Raw genomic sequence first — 15,674 nt, forward strand, 5'->3', positions numbered from 1 at the left:
GACGGGCCCTCCACTGGTAGCGGGGACAGGATTTGAACCTGCGACCTCTGGGTTATGAGCCCAGCGAGCTACCGAACTGCTCCACCCCGCGTCGGTGTGAACACCACATTAGAGGTGGTTGGCGCAAAGCGCGAATCGACGCCCTGCGACCGCTCTGACCTGCGGAAGGGGAGGCCCTTCGGCGGCGGCCGCCGACCCGGCGCTCCCGGCGGGGGGACGGCGCGGCGTCCGCCCGGGGAAAGACGGAGGGCCCGCCCCGACGCGAGTCTCCTCGCGCCCGGACGGGCCCTCCACTGGTAGCGGGGACAGGATTTGAACCTGCGACCTCTGGGTTATGAGCCCAGCGAGCTACCGAACTGCTCCACCCCGCGTCGGTGTGGACACCACGTTAGAGGTGGTTGATACAAAGCGCAAATCAAACCCCCCGAAAGCACTCGGCCCCGCACCGGCAGGAGGCCCTTCGGCGGCGGCCGCCGACCCGGCGCTCCCGGCGGGGGGACGGCGCGGCGTCCGCCCGGGGAAAGACGGAGGGCCCGCCCCGACGCGAGTCTCCTCGCGCCCGGACGGGCCCTCCACTGGTAGCGGGGACAGGATTTGAACCTGCGACCTCTGGGTTATGAGCCCAGCGAGCTACCGAACTGCTCCACCCCGCGTCGGTGTTCATTCACAGTACCGCGACCTGGGGGTAACACCAAATCGGCCGCGCCCACGCCGAGGGGGCGGGGTCTCCCCCGCCCCCAGGGCGTCGCGCGCGTGCCGGGCCGTCGGAGGCTACTCGCCCCCGCCGCTCTGGGACGCCGCCTCGGCGCGCTCCAGGGCGTCCGCCAACCGCTCGTTCGCCTCGCCGTAGGCCGCGAAGTCGCCCTCCCTGAGGGCCTCCTGGCCTTCGTCGTAGGCCTGCGCCGCGTCGTCCAGGGCCTGGGCGAGGTCACCGCTGACCGGGGCCTCCTGGCCTTCCTCGCCTTCGGCGCTCCCCTCCTCGGGGGCCGCGGGCTCGCCCAGCGGGCCCTCCTCCCCGTCGAAGAGGTTGTTCAGCGCCTCCTGCAGGTTGCTGCCGATGGCGACCTCGTCGCCGAAGCCCACGAGCACCTGCTGCAGCAGCGGGTACGACGCCTGGTCGCTGCCACCGGCCTGCACGTACAGCGGCTCCACGTAGAGCAGGCCCCCGGCGAACGGCAGAGTCAGCAGGTTGCCGTAGGTGACCTGGGCCGAGCTCTGCTCCAGCGGGAGCAGGACCTCGCGCACGTCGGCCGACGCCTGGAAGGCGTTCTGGATCTGGCCCGGGCCCGCGATGGCCGTGCTCCGCGGCAGCTCCAGGATCCGCAACTGCCCGTAGGTGTCGGACGACGCCTCGCTGTCCACCGCCATGAACGCCGCCAGGTTCTCCCTGCCGCGTGGAACGAAGGTGGAGGTCAGTGAGAAGGTGCCGTCGTCGTCGCCCGGGAAGCGCAGGGTCTGCCGGTAGGGCGGCTCGGGGTTGTCCCCCGACTTGGTCGGGTCGGCCGGGACGTTCCAGAAGTCCTGGCCGCCGTAGAAGGCGTTGGCGTCGGTGATGTGGTATCGCTTGAGGATCTCGCGCTGCACCTTGAACAGGTCGTCCGGGTAGCGCAGGTGCGACTCGAGCTCGGCGCTGATCTCGCTCTTGTCGGTGATCAGGTCGGGGAACGCCTTGGACCAGGTCTGCAGGACCGGGTCCTCGTCGTCCCAGCCGTACAGGGTCACGGTCCCGTCGTAGGCGTCGACGGTGGCCTTGACCGAGTTGCGGATGTAGTTCACCTGGTTGCCCGGCAGCGCGTTGACCGCCGTGGTGCCCTCGGTGAAGGTGTCCGTGGTGGCGAGGGCCAGGTCGATCGGCGTGGCGTACGGGTAGCCGTTGGACGTGGTGTAGGCGTCCAGGACCCACTGGATCTTCCCGTCCACCACGGCCGGGTACGGCTTCCCGTCCACGGTGAGGAACGGCGCGACCTTCTCGACGCGCTCGGCGGGGTCGCGGATGTAGATGATCTGCGAGTCGCTGCTGATCGCGCTGTTCAGGAGGATGTCCATCTCCTGGTACCTCACCGCGTACAGGAGCTTGTCGAAGAAGCTGCTGAGCTGCACGCCCCCTTCCCCGTCGTAGAGGTTGGTGGCCTGGCCGCTGTCGCCGCCCGGCACCTGGGCGTCCGGCGACTCCTGCGCCCCGGGGCTCTCCTCGGTGGCGGGCGCGCTCTCCTCCCCGGCCGCCGGAGCCTCGCCGGCCGGGCTCTCCTGGCCTTCCCGGGCGTCGGCGGGCGCCAGCGCCTCGTCGGCCGCGGGCGAGGGGGTCGACGGGACCGCGTCCTCGATCGTGGGCACGTCCGGGGTCTGGGAGTCGAGCGGGTAGTCGTACTCGGGCTCGGCGTTGACGATCACGTAGTCGGCGCCCTCGCGGCCGAAGTAGATGCGCGGCTCGTAGCCGTCACCGATCTCGGAGAGGTCACCGGTGGGCGGGATGTTGTACTCCAGGAACGCCGGGCGCCCTTCGGAGTCCACCTGGTTGCCCGCCGCGGCGACGACACCGAAGCCGTGCGTGTAGACCAGGTGCCGGGTCAGCCAGTTGTCCTGCCCCGCGGGAGGGCCGCTGAGCTCCCGGGCGGCGATGATGGTGTCGACCGTCTCGCCGTCCTCGGTGGTGTAGCGGTCGACGTCCAGCACCTCGGGGAACTGGTAGAAGCCGCGGACCTGCTGGAGCTGCTGGAAGGTCTGGGAGACGACGGCCGGGTCCACCAGGCGCACGCTCGGGATGGTCTCGGCCTCCGCCGCGAGCTCGGACGTGGTGAGCTCGGTCTGCGCGTCGTAGTTGGTCACCTCGACGCCGTCGACGCCGTACGCGGTGCGGGTGGCCTCGATGTTGCGCTGGATGTAGGGGTTCTCCAGCCGCTGCTCGTTCGGCGAGACCGTGATCTGCTGGACGATCGCCGGGTAGACGCCGCCGATCAGCACCGCCGACAGGATCAGCAGGCCGAGGCTCACCAGCGGGACCATGGCGTTCTTGAAGTAGATGTTCGCGAAGAACAGCAGGGCGCACACGAGCGCGATGATGAACAGGATGATCTTCGCGTACAGGACCGCGTTCACGTCGGTGTACGAGGCGCCGAAGGTGTAGCCGCGGTTGGAGAAGACCAGGCCGTACTGGTCCAGCCAGTAGGTTCCGGCGCGCAGCAGGACGAAGACCCCGAGCAGGATGGACAGGTGCACGCGGGCGGCCGGGGTGGCGCGCTGGCCCTGGGACTGCAGTCGCACGCCGCCGTACAGATAGTGCACGACGACCGCGGCGATGAACGCGATGACCACGGCCGCGAACAGGTAGCCCAGGACGACCCGCAGGAACGGGTAGACGAACGTGAAGAACGAGATGTCCATGCCGAACTGGGCGTCGTCGACACCGAACTCGGTGGAGTTGACGAACTGCAGGAAGGTCTGCCACTCCGCGCTCGCGGAGGCCCCGGTGAGCAGCGCGAGACCGCCGATGAGGCCCCAGAAGAAGAGCTTGCGGTGCGGGTCGATGGAGGAGCGGTAGCGGTCCAGGCCCTGCTGTTCGAGGCTGAACGGCCGGTAGGCGGGCCTGGTTCGGTAGGCGAAGTAGACGCTGAGCCCGACGGCGAGGGCCATGACCAGCCCGCCCCCGAAGAAGAGCAGCGCCCGCGTGCGCAACTCGGTCCAGAAGACCGAGGTGTAGCCGACCGAGTCGAACCACTTGTAATCGGTCCAGAAGTTCGCGGCGAACATGACGCCCGCGATGATGACGACCACGGCCGCGCCGACCGGCGCGAGCAATCGGGACCGTCGAGGCATACGCGCAGACGGTGCGCCGGGCGATCGGAAGCTCACGCCTCCCCCTCGTTCCTACTGGGTGTCGTCGGGCGGGTGCCCCGGAAGGACCGGATCCGTTCCCGGATCGCGCGCGTCCCGCCGTCGTCACCCGCCGGTTGGCTCGTTACTGGTCGAATGTGCGGACATGACGTCCCTTACCCTGGCAACTTATTGAGGCCGCGTCAGGTTCCCGCTTCACCGCGCCGAAACCGGGTCGAGATGGCTTCGCGACACCCGGTCCGGCGCGCTCGCGCGCCTCCGCGCGCCAGCCGCCTCCTCGACCATACTCGCCACCGGGGAACTCACCGGTTCCCCGGTCCCCAGGCCGCGGGACCGCTCGGACAGGGGACACTGGAGCGGTGTCTTTCAATATTCGCGAAGTCGTTCTGGAACTGGAGCGCCACGCGTCCGGGCAGGGCTGGGATCAGCCCGTCCGGGTGTACGCGCTGGTGCCGACCTCCGATCTGCTGGAGCGGGAGCCGCACCTGGCGGACCTGCTCGGCGTCCAAGGGGACGTGAGCCCCGATGACCTGACCCCGGTCGAACAGGAGCCGCTGTCGGGTGACGTGCCCCTGGAGGACTCGCTGGGGCGGATCCTGTGGCCCGACACGGTGGCGGGCTGCGCGCTGGTGATGGAGCGGCTGGTCGTCAAGGGGTCCGACGAAACCCTGGACCCGCCCGAGCGCGGCGACGTGGGCGCGTGGGCCAGGGACCAGCCGGGCAGCGAGGAGATCCGGATGGTGGCGGGCGTGCTGCGCGACGGCGGCCGCTACTCGGCGCTGCGCATGCGCAGCCACGACGTGGACGACCAGGTCCTCAACGGGGAGGACCTCGTTCCCGGCCTGACCTCGGCCCTCGCCCTGACCTTCGAGGAGGAGTAGCCAGCCCTCCGTCCTTCCCGCTGATCCTGACCTTTCCGGGACCTCCGAGGCGGCCGAGGCCCCGGAAAGGTCAGGATCAGCGGGCTTCGGACGCGGGACGCTAGCAGCGGGGCAGGTCCTCCAGGCCGTCGCCGGTGCGGACGGCGTCCAGCGCGGTGACGGCGTCGGTGAGCGTGGCCACCTTGAACACCTCGATCTCACCGGTCACGGCCGACTCGAAGGTCTGGTCGCAACTGTCCGCGGCGACCAGGAAGTACTCGGCGCCCTCGCGCTTGGCGCTGACCATCTTCTGCTGGACGCCGCTGACTCCGCCGACGTTGCCCTCGACGTCGATGGTTCCGCTGCCCGCCACGTGGTGGCCGCCGGTGAGCCCTTCGGAGCTGAGCCGGTCCATGACGCCCAGCGCGAACATCATCCCCGCGCTGGGGCCGCCGATCTCGCCGACGCTGATGTCGACCTCGAAGGGGAAGGTCATGTCGTCGCCGATCATGACCCCGATGAGGGGATCGCCCTCCTCGGACTCGACGGTGTCGATCTCGGCCTCCCGCTCCTCGCCGCCGCGCTCGTAGGTGATCCGGACCGGGTCCCCGGGCTCCCGCTCCCTGACCGCGGCCACCGCCTCGCTCTTGTCCGCGACGGGATCGCCGTCGACCTCGAGGATGACGTCCTCCAGTTCGAGGACCCCCTCGGCGGGAAAGTCCTCGCTGACCCCCGCCACGATCGGGGTCGTCTCGTACTCGACGCCGAGTTCGTTGAGGGCCGCCGCGACCGCCGCGTTCTGGGAGTCGTCCATCTGGAGCGCCTGGGCCTGGCTGATCTCCTCGGGACTGCGGTCCGGCGGGAAGATCGCCTCCTCCGGAAGCACCGCCTGGCTGGGCGAGAGCCAGGCGCTCAGCGCGGTGAACAGGTCCACCCGCGAGTTGGGGCCGCCCGCGTACTGGACGGTGACCATGGAGAGCCCGCCGTCGTGCTCGTAGCTCTCGCGCCCCTCGATCCGGATGACCTCCTCGCCGTCGAACTCGTCGAGCGTGTTCAGGGCGAGGCCCGGAGAGGCCACCAGATAGGGCACGCGGAGGAACATCCCCCCGACCGCGAAGCCGACCAGGAGGACGGCGGACACGACCAGGGTCATCGCACGACGGAACATGCGGGCAAGCCTACGACGCCCGGGTGCCCGAGGGGCACGCCCCCGCAGGGGTCAGCAGGCTCCCACCCATTCGGCTCCGCCTTCGGCGAACTCCTGGCGCTTCCAGATGGGGACCTCGGCCTTGATGTCGTCGATGAGCCTGCGGCAGGCGGCGAACGCCTCCTCGCGGTGCGAGGCGGAGGCGGCGACGACGACGGCGATGTCGCCGATCGCGAGGTCCCCGACCCGGTGCAGGGCCGCGACCCGGTGGACCGCCCGCCCCTCGCTCCCGGTGTCGGCGGCGACCTTCTCCATGACCTCGCGCATCCGGTCCGTCGCCGAAGGGTGCGCCGAGTAGGACAGCGCGGTCACGCCGCGGCCGTGGTCGTGGTCGCGGACGGTGCCGACGAAGAAGGCGGTGCCGCCGGCCTGGCCGTCGGCGACGGCCGAGACGACCTCGTCGACCGAGAGCGGGGTGTCGCGCACCCCGACGAGCATGATGGGTTCCACACTCCCGACCGTATCAACCGGTCCCCGCCTTCGGGAGGGAACCCGGGAACCGCGCGGTCCGACACGCGGCGCCCTGCCCCGCCTACCCGTTCCTGCGCCGCTTGCGCAGGTGGTGCGCCGCGACCGCGGTGCCGATCGCGGCGACGGCGGCCCCGGCCCCGGCCGCCGCGGTGATCGTGACCTCCTTGCGGCCGAGGTTCCGCCCGACCAGGGCGTGCCTGCCGGAGCGGTACTCCAGGAGCGCGCGCAGCGCCCCGGCGTTGTCGTGGGCCGGGCGCCACCCGGCGTCACGCAGCGCCGCGCAGTCCACCACGCACGGGTAGACCAGGAACTTCAGCTCGCTGGCGGGCGCCGGGGTGATCCCGGCCCGGTGCAGCCGCTGGGTGGCCCCGAAGGCCAGGTTCGCGGGGAGCTCGAACGCGCGCAGCTGGGCGATCTCCTGGGCCTGCTCCTGGCCGAGGAAGCCGTCGCAGCCGACGGCGAGCGCACCGCCCTTGCCCTCGGTCCCGGTGTCGACCACGAACTCCAGCGCGCTGGCGAGGTCGTCGATGTGGCAGAACTGCCACGCCTGCTCGCACCCTTTGACGGTGAGCAGCCGGGGCGCGGAGAAGTGCCTGCTCAACAGGGTGTCCATGCCCGGGCCCACCAGCGGGGCGGGACGCACCACGGTCACCGACAGCCCCGGGTGGGCGCGGCGGGCCAGCGCCGCCAGTTCCTCGATCTCGACGAAGTCGCTGACCATGCTGGTCCCGGCCTCACTCCGGAAGGGCAGGGTCTCGTCGAGCGGGACGGCGTTCCCGGGGTCCGCGCCGTAGACCATGGTGCTGGTGACGAGGACGACGCGCGGGACCCGTTCGGCCGCGGCCGCGGTCAGCACGGTCTGCGCGGCCCGGATGTTGTGGGCGCGGCGCTCGCGCGAAGGGGTCTCCAGGGAGCGGTCGTCCGCGGTGTGCACGAGCACGTCCACCCCGGTCAGGCTTCCTGCCAGTCGCGGGTCGCACACGTCGGCGACACGCCAGACCGCGCCGTCGGCGTCGCCCCTTTGCGAGTCGATGGCGACGACTTTGGCCGCGCGGCCGGAACCCCCGCCCGCCAGCAGACGTTCCACCAGTATGCGACCAACGCCGGTGGCGGCACCCGTGACCGCGACGACCAGCCCTTCGGCGGGGTGGCTGTGCTGTGGGCGAACCTGGCCAGATCGAGTACTCACTCCGGGCGGCTCCCAGCTAACGTGACAGTGGAGACATTCCTATCCTGCCTGAGGTCTAATCGTGAGCGACCTTCCTTTTGGTTTCAGCATGTCGAACGACCCGGACGACGAGTCCGGCCGCCGGTCGGGCGACTCCGGCTCGGGAGCCGGGAAAGGCGGCTCAGGCGGCGACTTCCCGGAACCGCCGCCCGGCGGCTTCCCGTTCGGTGATCCCCAGCAGATGGCGCAGATGCTCCGCCAGTTCGCCGACATGATGTCCGCGCAGCCCGCCCCGGGCTCGGGACCGCAGTCCGGCGGCAGCGGCATCAACTGGGACGCCGCCAAGAACATCGCCCGGCACACGGTCTCCCAGCACGGCGACCCGAGCATCGGCCCCGCCGACCACGCGCACGTGCAGGAGGCCCTGCGGCTGGCCGATCTGTGGCTGAACGAGGCCACCGCGCTGCCGTCCGGGCTGCACACGATGGAGGCGTGGAGCCGGTCCGAATGGGTCGAGAAGACCATGCCGACCTGGTCCAGGCTGTGCAACCCGCTGACCGAGCGCATCGTGGAGTCCATGGGCCAGAACCTGCCGGGCGAGATGGCCGCGGTGGCCGGCCCGCTGCTGGGCGTGATCCGGCAGATGGGCGGGATGCTCGTCGGCCAGCAGGCCGGACAGGCCATCGGCGAACTGGCCAGGGAGGTGCTCGGATCGACCGACGTGGGGCTGCCGTTGGCCGGTGACGGCCGCGCGGCGCTGCTGCCCGAGGGCGTGCGGAACTTCGGCGGGGGCCTGGGCGTCCCGCTCGAGGAGGTCCGACTGTACCTGGCGGCGCGCGAGGCCGCCCACCACCGGCTGTTCAGCCACGTGCCGTGGCTGCGCTCGCACGTCTTCAGCCTGGTCGAGGAGTACGCGCTCGGCATGTCCTTCGACATGAGCGGGCTCGAGGACAAGCTCGGCCGGATCGACGTCGGCAACCCCGAGGCACTGCAGGAGGCGCTGACGGGGGTCGAGGGCGAGGGCCTGTTCCAGACCGAGGACACCCCCCAGCAGAAGGCGTCGCTGGCGCGGCTGGAGACGGCCCTGGCGCTGATCGAGGGCTGGGTGTCCACCGTTGTGGACGCGGCCGTGTCCGAGCGGCTCCCGCAGGCCGCCGCGCTGAGCGAGGCACTGCGCAGGCGCCGGGCGTCCGGCGGCCCCGCCGAGCACACCTTCGCCACGCTGGTCGGCCTGGAGCTGCGGCCGCGCAGGCTGCGCGACGCCGCCGCCCTGTGGGAGGCGCTGGTCGCGGCGCGCGGGATCGACGGACGCGACGCCGTCTGGGAGCACCCCGACCTGATGCCGTCCGGTTCGGACCTGGACTCGCCCGACGACTTCGTCAACGGCCCGGGCGTCCCCGACGACCTGGACATCTCCCAGTTCACCGACGACCCCGGGCGCGGGGACGACCAGGGCGACGGGAACGGCCGTTGAGTCTGCGTTCCGACGCCCGCTCGGTACTGGAGTCCTGGACCGCGCCGGACCCCGCGCAGGAGGCGTTGCGCCGCGACTACCTGACGTACCTCGACCGCCACCCGGACGCCATGTGGCGGTCCTGCCGGTCCGGCCACCTCACCGCGAGCGCGGCCGTCCTGGACCCTTCGGGCGAGCGCACGGTGCTGACCCTGCACGGCAGGATCAAGCTCTGGCTGCAACTGGGCGGGCACTGCGAGGAGGGCGACCCCTCCCTGGCCGCGGCGGCGCTGCGCGAGGCCACCGAGGAGTCGGGGATCACGGGTCTGCGGCTGCTGCCCGAACCGGTCCGGTTGGACCGGCACGCGGTGCCGTGCGGCGGCGGCTCCTGGCATCTGGACGTGCAGTACGCGGCGGTCGCCCCCGCCGGGGCCGAGCTCGTCCTGGACGCGGCCGAGTCCGACGACCTGGCCTGGTTCGACGTGCGGGAGCTCCCCGAGCCCTCCGACGACGCCTGCCGCGCCCTGGTCCACGCGGCCGCCCGGGCGGTCCGCGCCCTGGCACCCGGGGATCAGGCGGGCGAGGCCGTGTTGCGCAGGGCGAGCCGGTCCGGGTAGGGCTCCAGGTAGCTCTGCTCACGGACCCAGGCGACGCCCTCGGCCGCGCTGTGGTGGCGCAGCAGGCGCACGGGCAGGCACAGCGGCAGGTGGCCCTCCTGGTAGCCGTCGATGGCGTCCAGGACGTCCTGCCGGCGCACGCCGTCCAGCAGCGGGCCGACCATCCCGAAGGCGTGCTGCAGGACGTTGACGTGCTTGCCGCGAGTGGCCCTGAGCGCCATGGCCTCGGAGAACGCGGCCGTGTACGCGTCCCGGACGGCTTCGGGGCCGTCCGTTCCGGCCCGCGCCGCGACGCGGCCGGTCCGTCGGTATCCGTCGGGTTCGTGGGCCATCAGCTGGAGCTTGTGGCGGGAGTGGAAGGCGACGAGGTCGCGCGGGCGCCAGTCGCCGGTGAAGAGGGCGCGCAGGCGGGCCCTGGCGAAGACCCGCTCCACGAAGTGCTCGCGCAGGCCCTCGTCGGAGAGCCTGCCCTGCTCCTCCACGGGCACTTCGGGGCAGAGCTCGGTGAGGCGGGCCGCGAAGACCCCGCGCCCCCTCCCGTCCACCCGCCGCCCGTCCTCGAAGACGGGCATCCCGAACAGCCCGCAGCTGGGCGACCGGTTCTTCAGCACGTAGCCGTCGAGTTCGCGCAGTCCGGCCAGGTGCCGGTCCGCGACGGCGGCGAGGTCTCCGGTGTGGTCGGTCCCGCTCCTGGTGGCGACCGCCCTGGCCGCGCCCCCGACCCGGTTCAGCCGGAGCGTCTCGCGCGGCGCCCCCAGGCCGATCTCGGTCTCGGGGCAGACCGGCTTCCAGTCGACGTACCGGTCCAGCACCTCGGCGAGGAAGCGGTTCCTGGAGTGCCCGCCGTTGTAGCGGACCGGGGCGCCCAGCAGGCAGCTCGACACACCGACACGGGGACGCGTGCCGCCGGAGCGTTCCGACATCAGGGTACTCATACCGACCGAATGCCCCTGAGCAGGGCGGTAAACCCCCCACCGGGTTTTCCACAGCCTCCGGAACCGGCTGGCGCGCGCCGTCGCCGTCCCTGTTCACTGGACGCGCAGGGCGCGGGAGCACCGTGCCCCCGTGGGGAGGAGCCCGCGTGTCCACGATCGTCGTCCTGTTCACCCGCGACCTTCGGCTGCACGACCACCCGGCGCTGCACGCCGCCGTCACCGGGGCCGAGCGGGTGGTGCCCCTGTTCGTGCTCGATCCGGCGGTACTGGGCGCCTGCGCGCGCAACCGGATCGCCTACCTGGTGGAGGCGCTGGCGGAGTTGCGCGCCGGGCTGCGCGGCCGCGGCGGCGACCTGGTGGTCCGCGAGGGGGACACGGTCGCCGAGACCACGAGGATCGCGGCCGAGACGGGTGCCGCGGCGGTGCACGTCAGCGGGGAGGTCGGCGCGTCGGCCGCCGCCCGGGAGCTGGACCTGGCCCGGGCGCTCGGAGGGCCGGGCGTCCGGCTGCGCGTCTTCCCGGGGGTGACGGTGGTGCCGCCCGGCGCGCTGACGCCCTCGGGCGGCGACCACTACCGGGTGTTCACCCCGTACCTGCGGGCCTGGGAGTCCGCCGCCTGGCGCGCGGCCCTGCCCGCCCCCGACCGGGTCGCGATCCCCTCGACGGTGGCGGTGGGCCGCCTCCCCGGCCCCTCGCTCGCCGGCACGGGGACGGGGACGCTGTCCCCGGACCGGACGCGCGGCGGGGAGGACTCGGCCCGCGACCGCGTCCGCGCGTGGACGGCGTCGGCGCTGGCGGGGTACGAGGGCGTCCGCGACGACCTGTCCGGCGACCGCACCTCTCGGCTCAGCGGGCACCTGCGGTTCGGGTGCGTCTCACCGCTGGAACTGGCGCTGGTCGCGCGGAACCTGCCCGGCGGCACCGCGTTCCTGCGCCGACTGGCCTGGCGGGACTTCCACCACCAGGCGGCGCACGCCCGCCGCTGGGCGGACGACGCCGGCCACCGGCCTCGCGACACGGACCGGCGGACCGACGAAGACGGCTTCGCGGCCTGGTGCTCGGGAAGGACCGGCGCACCGGTCGTGGACGCGGGCATGCGCCAACTACTGAGGGAGGGGTTCATGCACAACCGCGCCCGGATGATCACCGCGAACTACCTGACCCGGCTGCTGTCCGTGCCCTGGAGGCGCGGCGCCGACCACTTCCACTCGCTGCTGGTCGACGGCGACCTCGCGAACAACCACGGCAACTGGCGGTGGATCGCGGGCACCGGCGACGACACCCGCTCCAACCGCCGGTTCAACCTGCTGCGCCAGGCCAGGCGCTTCGACCCGGACGGCTCCTACGTGCGCCGCTACGTCCCCGAACTCCGCGGTATCAGCGGACCCGAGGTGCACACCCCACCGCTTCCGGCTCCCGGCGGCTACCCGCCGCCGCTGCTGCCGGAGCCGTGAGGCGCCCGTCCGGTGCCCCCGCGGGCGGAAAGCAGCATCCTGGTCGCCTCCCACCCCTCCAGACCTGGGTCGAGGGCGGCCAGGTCCCGGGGGTCGCGCAGGCGGTGCCAGCCCGGGACCGCGACCAGGGCCCGACGCGCGGGCCGGGCCGCGGTCAGCGCGCCCAGCGCGTCGGGGTCGTCCAGGGACGCGGCGCCGATCCAGTCCGGAAGGGGCAGCCGCGCGGCCAGCGCGACCAGGCCGCCACCGAACGCCGGACAGGCCGCGGCCTCGGCCGTGCCCAGCGCGCGGAAGAGCTTCCCGACCAGGAGCGGCGGCAGGTCCGGGGCGTCCGCGGCGAGGACCACGGCCTGTCGGGCGCCCTGTCCGGCGAGCATGCCGAAGGCGTCCCGGAGCGGGGACGGGCCCCGCACGGTGCGAACCGGGGTGCCCGGCCAGGTGAGCTCGGCGATCCGTTCCGCGAGCTCCGCGTCCCCGTCGACCGCGAACGCGGCCTCGCACAGCTCGAGGCCGGCGACGACCTCGTAGACGTCCTCCGCGAGGGCGAGGGAGAACACCGCCGGATCGACCCCGGGCGGACACGCCCCGGGCGGGTCGGACGTGACGAGTACAGCCGCCATACGCTCCACGCCGGACTCCCCTGCGCTCCCACCACTCACCCGCTGCCGTTCCCGACGTTAGCGCCCGGGACGGGGCGGACATGCCGCGGCGCCGGCGCCGAACCGGCGGGCACGAGCCCGAGCCGGTCCGGCAGGCGGACCTCTCCCCGGGTCAGTGGCCTTCCCCGTCCGTCAGCTCACCGTGGCCTTCGGCGTTCAGACGGGGGGCGGCACTGACGCCTTCCAGGTAGCCGCGGGCCCGCTCGGTCTTGGGGTAGCGGTTCGCGAGTTCCCAGAACTCGTGTCCGTGTCCGGGCACGATGAGGTGCACGAGTTCGTGGATGAGCACGTAGTCCACGACCCAGCTGGGCATCCCCGAGAGCCTGCGTGAGAGACGGATCGATCCGTCTTCGGGGGTGCACGAGCCCCAGCGGGTGTTCTGGTTGTCCACCCACCTCACGCTGGCCGGGCGGACCTGTCCGTCCAGGTAGCGGTCGGCGAGCTCCACCGCCCGGGCCTGGAGCGCGTCGTCACTGGGGCGGCGGCGCTCCTCGCGTGCCCGGAGCCGCCCGAGCATGCGGTCGACCCAGTGCTGCTCTTCGGCGCGGGAGAAGTTCGCGGGCACGAGAATGACTGTTTTGTCCCCGTCGCGATAGGCCGAGACGGTCCGCCGGCGACGGGAACTCCGGCGCACCTCGACTCTCGGATCCGGCGGCACGTTTTCAAGGTAGCCCAGAGTTGACAAGAGCCACAGGGGGTGGATGCCACCCTTCATCACCAAAGACTCGACCGGCCCGACCCCAAGGTTTGGCCACGGCCTCGGCCCCGTCCCGCGGCAGCCCCCGACCAAGCCCGTTGCGATCAGGATCACTCCGGCCACATCCGGCCAATTCGGAAGTTCCTCCGAAAGCGGCCTCGTCGGCGCGGACGCGCCGGACCGGTCCGCGTCCGGAGGAGGACGGCCGGTCCTCCTCCACGACCAGTTCTTCGCAGGGACGACAATATGGGCGTGAGTGATCTGCCCCGGCGCGCGTTCTCGCGCACCGCCAAACTGGCCTCCCTTCCCCTGCGATACGCCGGTCGCAGCACCGTCGGCATCGGCAGGCGTATGACCGGCACCCCTTCCGACGAAGTCATCAGCGACATCCAGCGCCGCACCGCCGAACACGTCTTCGAGGTGCTCGGCACGCTCAAGGGCGGGGCCATGAAACTCGGCCAGGCCCTTTCGGTGTTCGAGGCGGCCCTCCCCGAGGAGTTCGCGGGTCCCTACCGGGACACCCTCACCCGTCTGCAGGAGAACGCCCCGCCCATCCCCGCGGCCACCGTGCACCAGGTCCTCGCCGACTCCCTCGGACCACGCTGGCGGGACCGCTTCTCCTCCTTCGACGACTCCCCCGCCGCGTCGGCGTCCATCGGCCAGGTGCACCGCGCCGTGTGGCACGACGGCCGCGCGGTCGCCGTCAAGGTGCAGTACCCCGGCGCCGGAAAGGCCCTGCTCAACGACTTCCACCAGCTGGCGCGTATCAGCAGGCTGTTCACCGTCGTCATGCCCGGCCTGGAGGTCAAGCCGCTGCTCGCCGAGCTCAAGGACCGGATCATCGAGGAACTCGACTACGGGCTGGAGGCCGACGCCCAGCAGGGGTTCGCCGAGGCCTACGGCGACGACCCCGACTTCGTCGTCCCCGAGGTCCTGGCCGCGCACGAGCGGGTGCTGGTCAGCGAGTGGCTGGACGGCCGCCCCCTGTCGTCGGTCATCACCGACGGCTCCCGGGACGAACGGGACCGGGCCGGTCTGCTGTACACGCGTTTTCTGTTCTCCGGCCCGGAGCGCGCCGGGCTCCTGCACGCCGACCCGCACCCCGGCAACTTCCGGATGCTCGCGGACGGCCGCCTGGCCGTCCTGGACTTCGGCGCGGTCAACCGGTTGCCCGACGGTTTCCCGCTCGCGTTCGGCCGGCTCATCCGGATCGGGCTGCTCGGCGACGGGAGGACCGTGCGGGACGGCCTCGTCGACGAGGGCTTCCTGCGTTCGGACTCGGAACTGGAACCACAGCAGCTGCTGGACTTCCTGATGCCGTTCGCCGAACCCGCCCGCGGCGAGCGCTTCGCCTTCGACCGCGACTGGCTGCGCGGGGAGGCCCAACGCCTCTTCCAGCGTTCCAACGCGGTACTGCCCGAACTGAACCTGCCGCCCTCCTACGTGCTCATCCACCGCGTGGTCATGGCGGCGACCGGGGTGCTGTGCCAACTGGAGGCCGAGGTTCCCGTCCGCTCCGAGGTGGAACAGTGGATCCCCGGCTTCCTCGGCGCCGTCTAGGCGTGGAGTGCCCCCTTTCTCGCCGATCGTGACCTTTCCGGGGCCTCGGAAACGGTTGGGACCCCGGAAAGGTCACGATCGGCGGGGAAACCACCACGAAAAAGGGGGACGGCCCCGGGCCGTCCCCCTTCATTCATTCCCTGTCACGCCGCGAGCGGCGTCAACACAGGCGCGAGACCCGCATTTCCGCGAGGAGCTGTTCCGCACGGCGCTGCTCGCGGAGCTGGGCCCGCAGTTGACGCGCGCTGAGGCGGTGGCGCTGGCGCTCGTTCTTGATGTCGACGGACTTCTGCAGGCGGACGAGTTCGTGGATCAACATGGTGTGCTTCTTTCTCTGCGGACTTCTCCGCGGACGAACGGATCGATGTCGAAAGCGGGCTGGTCGGGCGACCGGCCGGGTACAGCGGTTACGCGGCGAGCGGCTCGGCGTTCTTGCGGGGACGACCCCGCGGGCGCTTACGGGCGACCACCTGGCCGGCCACCAGCAGCTCACCGCCCCAGACGCCCCACGGCTCGCGGCGCTCGAGCGCGTCGGCGAGGCACTGCGCCCGCACCGGGCAGTCGACGCAGAGTGCCTTGGCCGCCTCGACGTCCGCCGGGGCCTCGGCGAAGAAGAGGTCGGGCTGGAGTCGGCACGGGATCTCGGCCTCGTTCAGCCACGGGGTCTCAAGGACCGACGCAAGCATCGGTGTCCTCCCTGTTTCTTTGGTGATCAACGCGGTAGGCAACTGTGGAAGCCAGATCTCGATCCGGCTCTTTGGG

14 protein-coding genes and 3 tRNA genes are annotated in these 15,674 nt (G+C 72.0%); 5 read left to right on the plus strand and 12 right to left on the minus strand.

Annotated features, from left to right (window positions below):
• Positions 1-14 precede the first annotated feature (14 nt).
• From EV190_RS00085 to EV190_RS00100, 4 genes are all read right to left on the minus strand, one after another.
• Positions 15-91 (minus strand) — tRNA-Met (locus EV190_RS00085).
• A 203-nt stretch (positions 92-294) separates the two neighbouring features.
• Positions 295-371, minus strand: a tRNA-Met gene (locus EV190_RS00090).
• Between the two features lie 205 nt (positions 372-576).
• A tRNA-Met gene (locus EV190_RS00095) sits at positions 577-653 on the minus strand.
• Positions 654-771: 118 nt separating this feature from the next.
• A complete protein-coding gene (locus EV190_RS00100) occupies positions 772-3,813 on the minus strand; it encodes a UPF0182 family membrane protein (RefSeq protein ID WP_133739345.1) in 3,042 nt (1,013 codons plus the stop codon).
• Positions 3,814-4,190: 377 nt separating this feature from the next.
• Here EV190_RS00100 and EV190_RS00105 point away from each other — a divergent pair, with 377 nt between their 5' ends.
• Complete coding sequence (locus EV190_RS00105) at positions 4,191-4,712, plus strand: PPA1309 family protein (protein WP_133739346.1); 522 nt, start codon at positions 4,191-4,193, stop codon at positions 4,710-4,712.
• Positions 4,713-4,812: 100 nt separating this feature from the next.
• Here EV190_RS00105 and EV190_RS00110 read toward each other — a convergent pair whose 3' ends face one another.
• The 3 genes from EV190_RS00110 to EV190_RS00120 all read right to left on the minus strand — a co-directional run bounded on the left by EV190_RS00110 (position 4,813) and on the right by EV190_RS00120 (position 7,558).
• Positions 4,813-5,859 carry a YlbL family protein gene (locus EV190_RS00110; RefSeq protein ID WP_133739347.1) on the minus strand — a complete coding sequence of 349 codons (1,047 nt, stop codon included), beginning with the start codon at positions 5,857-5,859 and terminating at the stop codon, positions 4,813-4,815.
• Positions 5,860-5,910: 51 nt separating this feature from the next.
• Positions 5,911-6,348: a molybdenum cofactor biosynthesis protein MoaE gene (locus EV190_RS00115; RefSeq protein ID WP_133739348.1), complete on the minus strand. Its 438-nt coding sequence runs from the start codon at positions 6,346-6,348 to the stop codon at positions 5,911-5,913.
• Between the two features lie 82 nt (positions 6,349-6,430).
• Complete coding sequence (locus EV190_RS00120) at positions 6,431-7,558, minus strand: NAD-dependent epimerase/dehydratase family protein (protein WP_243742240.1); 1,128 nt, start codon at positions 7,556-7,558, stop codon at positions 6,431-6,433.
• Positions 7,559-7,619: 61 nt separating this feature from the next.
• Between EV190_RS00120 and EV190_RS00125 the strand changes: the two genes are divergently transcribed.
• Together EV190_RS00125 and EV190_RS00130 are read left to right on the plus strand one after the other, a co-directional pair.
• Positions 7,620-9,011 (plus strand): zinc-dependent metalloprotease, encoded by a 1,392-nt coding sequence (locus EV190_RS00125; RefSeq protein WP_133739349.1) that lies wholly within the window; start codon positions 7,620-7,622, stop codon positions 9,009-9,011.
• Positions 9,008-9,607, plus strand: coding sequence for an NUDIX hydrolase (locus EV190_RS00130; protein WP_133739350.1), 600 nt, complete (start codon positions 9,008-9,010; stop codon positions 9,605-9,607). The genes EV190_RS00125 and EV190_RS00130 overlap by 4 nt, the downstream gene beginning before the upstream one ends.
• Here the strand turns inward: EV190_RS00130 and EV190_RS00135 are convergent.
• On the minus strand, positions 9,562-10,530 hold the full coding sequence (locus EV190_RS00135) for a YbgA family protein (RefSeq protein WP_133739351.1): 969 nt from the start codon (positions 10,528-10,530) through the stop codon (positions 9,562-9,564). The two genes, EV190_RS00130 and EV190_RS00135, sit on opposite strands and share 46 nt — an antisense overlap.
• Before the next feature lie 158 nt (positions 10,531-10,688).
• On the opposite strand from EV190_RS00135, the gene EV190_RS00140 reads away from it, so the two are divergent.
• Complete coding sequence (locus tag EV190_RS00140) at positions 10,689-11,996, plus strand: cryptochrome/photolyase family protein (protein WP_133739352.1); 1,308 nt, start codon at positions 10,689-10,691, stop codon at positions 11,994-11,996.
• Here EV190_RS00140 and EV190_RS00145 read toward each other — a convergent pair.
• Together EV190_RS00145 and EV190_RS00150 are read right to left on the minus strand one after the other, a co-directional pair.
• Positions 11,966-12,616 carry a hypothetical protein gene (locus EV190_RS00145; RefSeq protein ID WP_133739353.1) on the minus strand — a complete coding sequence of 217 codons (651 nt, stop codon included), beginning with the start codon at positions 12,614-12,616 and terminating at the stop codon, positions 11,966-11,968. The genes EV190_RS00140 and EV190_RS00145 overlap by 31 nt on opposite strands.
• A 151-nt stretch (positions 12,617-12,767) precedes the next feature.
• On the minus strand, positions 12,768-13,313 hold the full coding sequence (locus EV190_RS00150; protein WP_208112968.1) for a M48 metallopeptidase family protein: 546 nt from the start codon (positions 13,311-13,313) through the stop codon (positions 12,768-12,770).
• Between the two features lie 291 nt (positions 13,314-13,604).
• Here EV190_RS00150 and EV190_RS00155 point away from each other — a divergent pair, with 291 nt between their 5' ends.
• Positions 13,605-14,912: an ABC1 kinase family protein gene (locus tag EV190_RS00155; RefSeq protein WP_243742241.1), complete on the plus strand. Its 1,308-nt coding sequence runs from the start codon at positions 13,605-13,607 to the stop codon at positions 14,910-14,912.
• 160 nt (positions 14,913-15,072) lie between these two features.
• Here EV190_RS00155 and EV190_RS23205 read toward each other — a convergent pair whose 3' ends face one another.
• Positions 15,073-15,231, minus strand: coding sequence for a hypothetical protein (locus EV190_RS23205; protein ID WP_166655342.1), 159 nt, complete (start codon positions 15,229-15,231; stop codon positions 15,073-15,075).
• 88 nt (positions 15,232-15,319) lie between these two features.
• Positions 15,320-15,598: a WhiB family transcriptional regulator gene (locus tag EV190_RS00160; protein ID WP_133739355.1), complete on the minus strand. Its 279-nt coding sequence runs from the start codon at positions 15,596-15,598 to the stop codon at positions 15,320-15,322.
• Between the last annotated feature and the right edge of the window lie 76 nt (positions 15,599-15,674).

Source organism: Actinorugispora endophytica (assembly GCF_004363075.1).
In the GTDB taxonomy this organism is placed as follows: Bacteria; Actinomycetota; Actinomycetes; order Streptosporangiales; family Streptosporangiaceae; genus Actinorugispora; species Actinorugispora endophytica.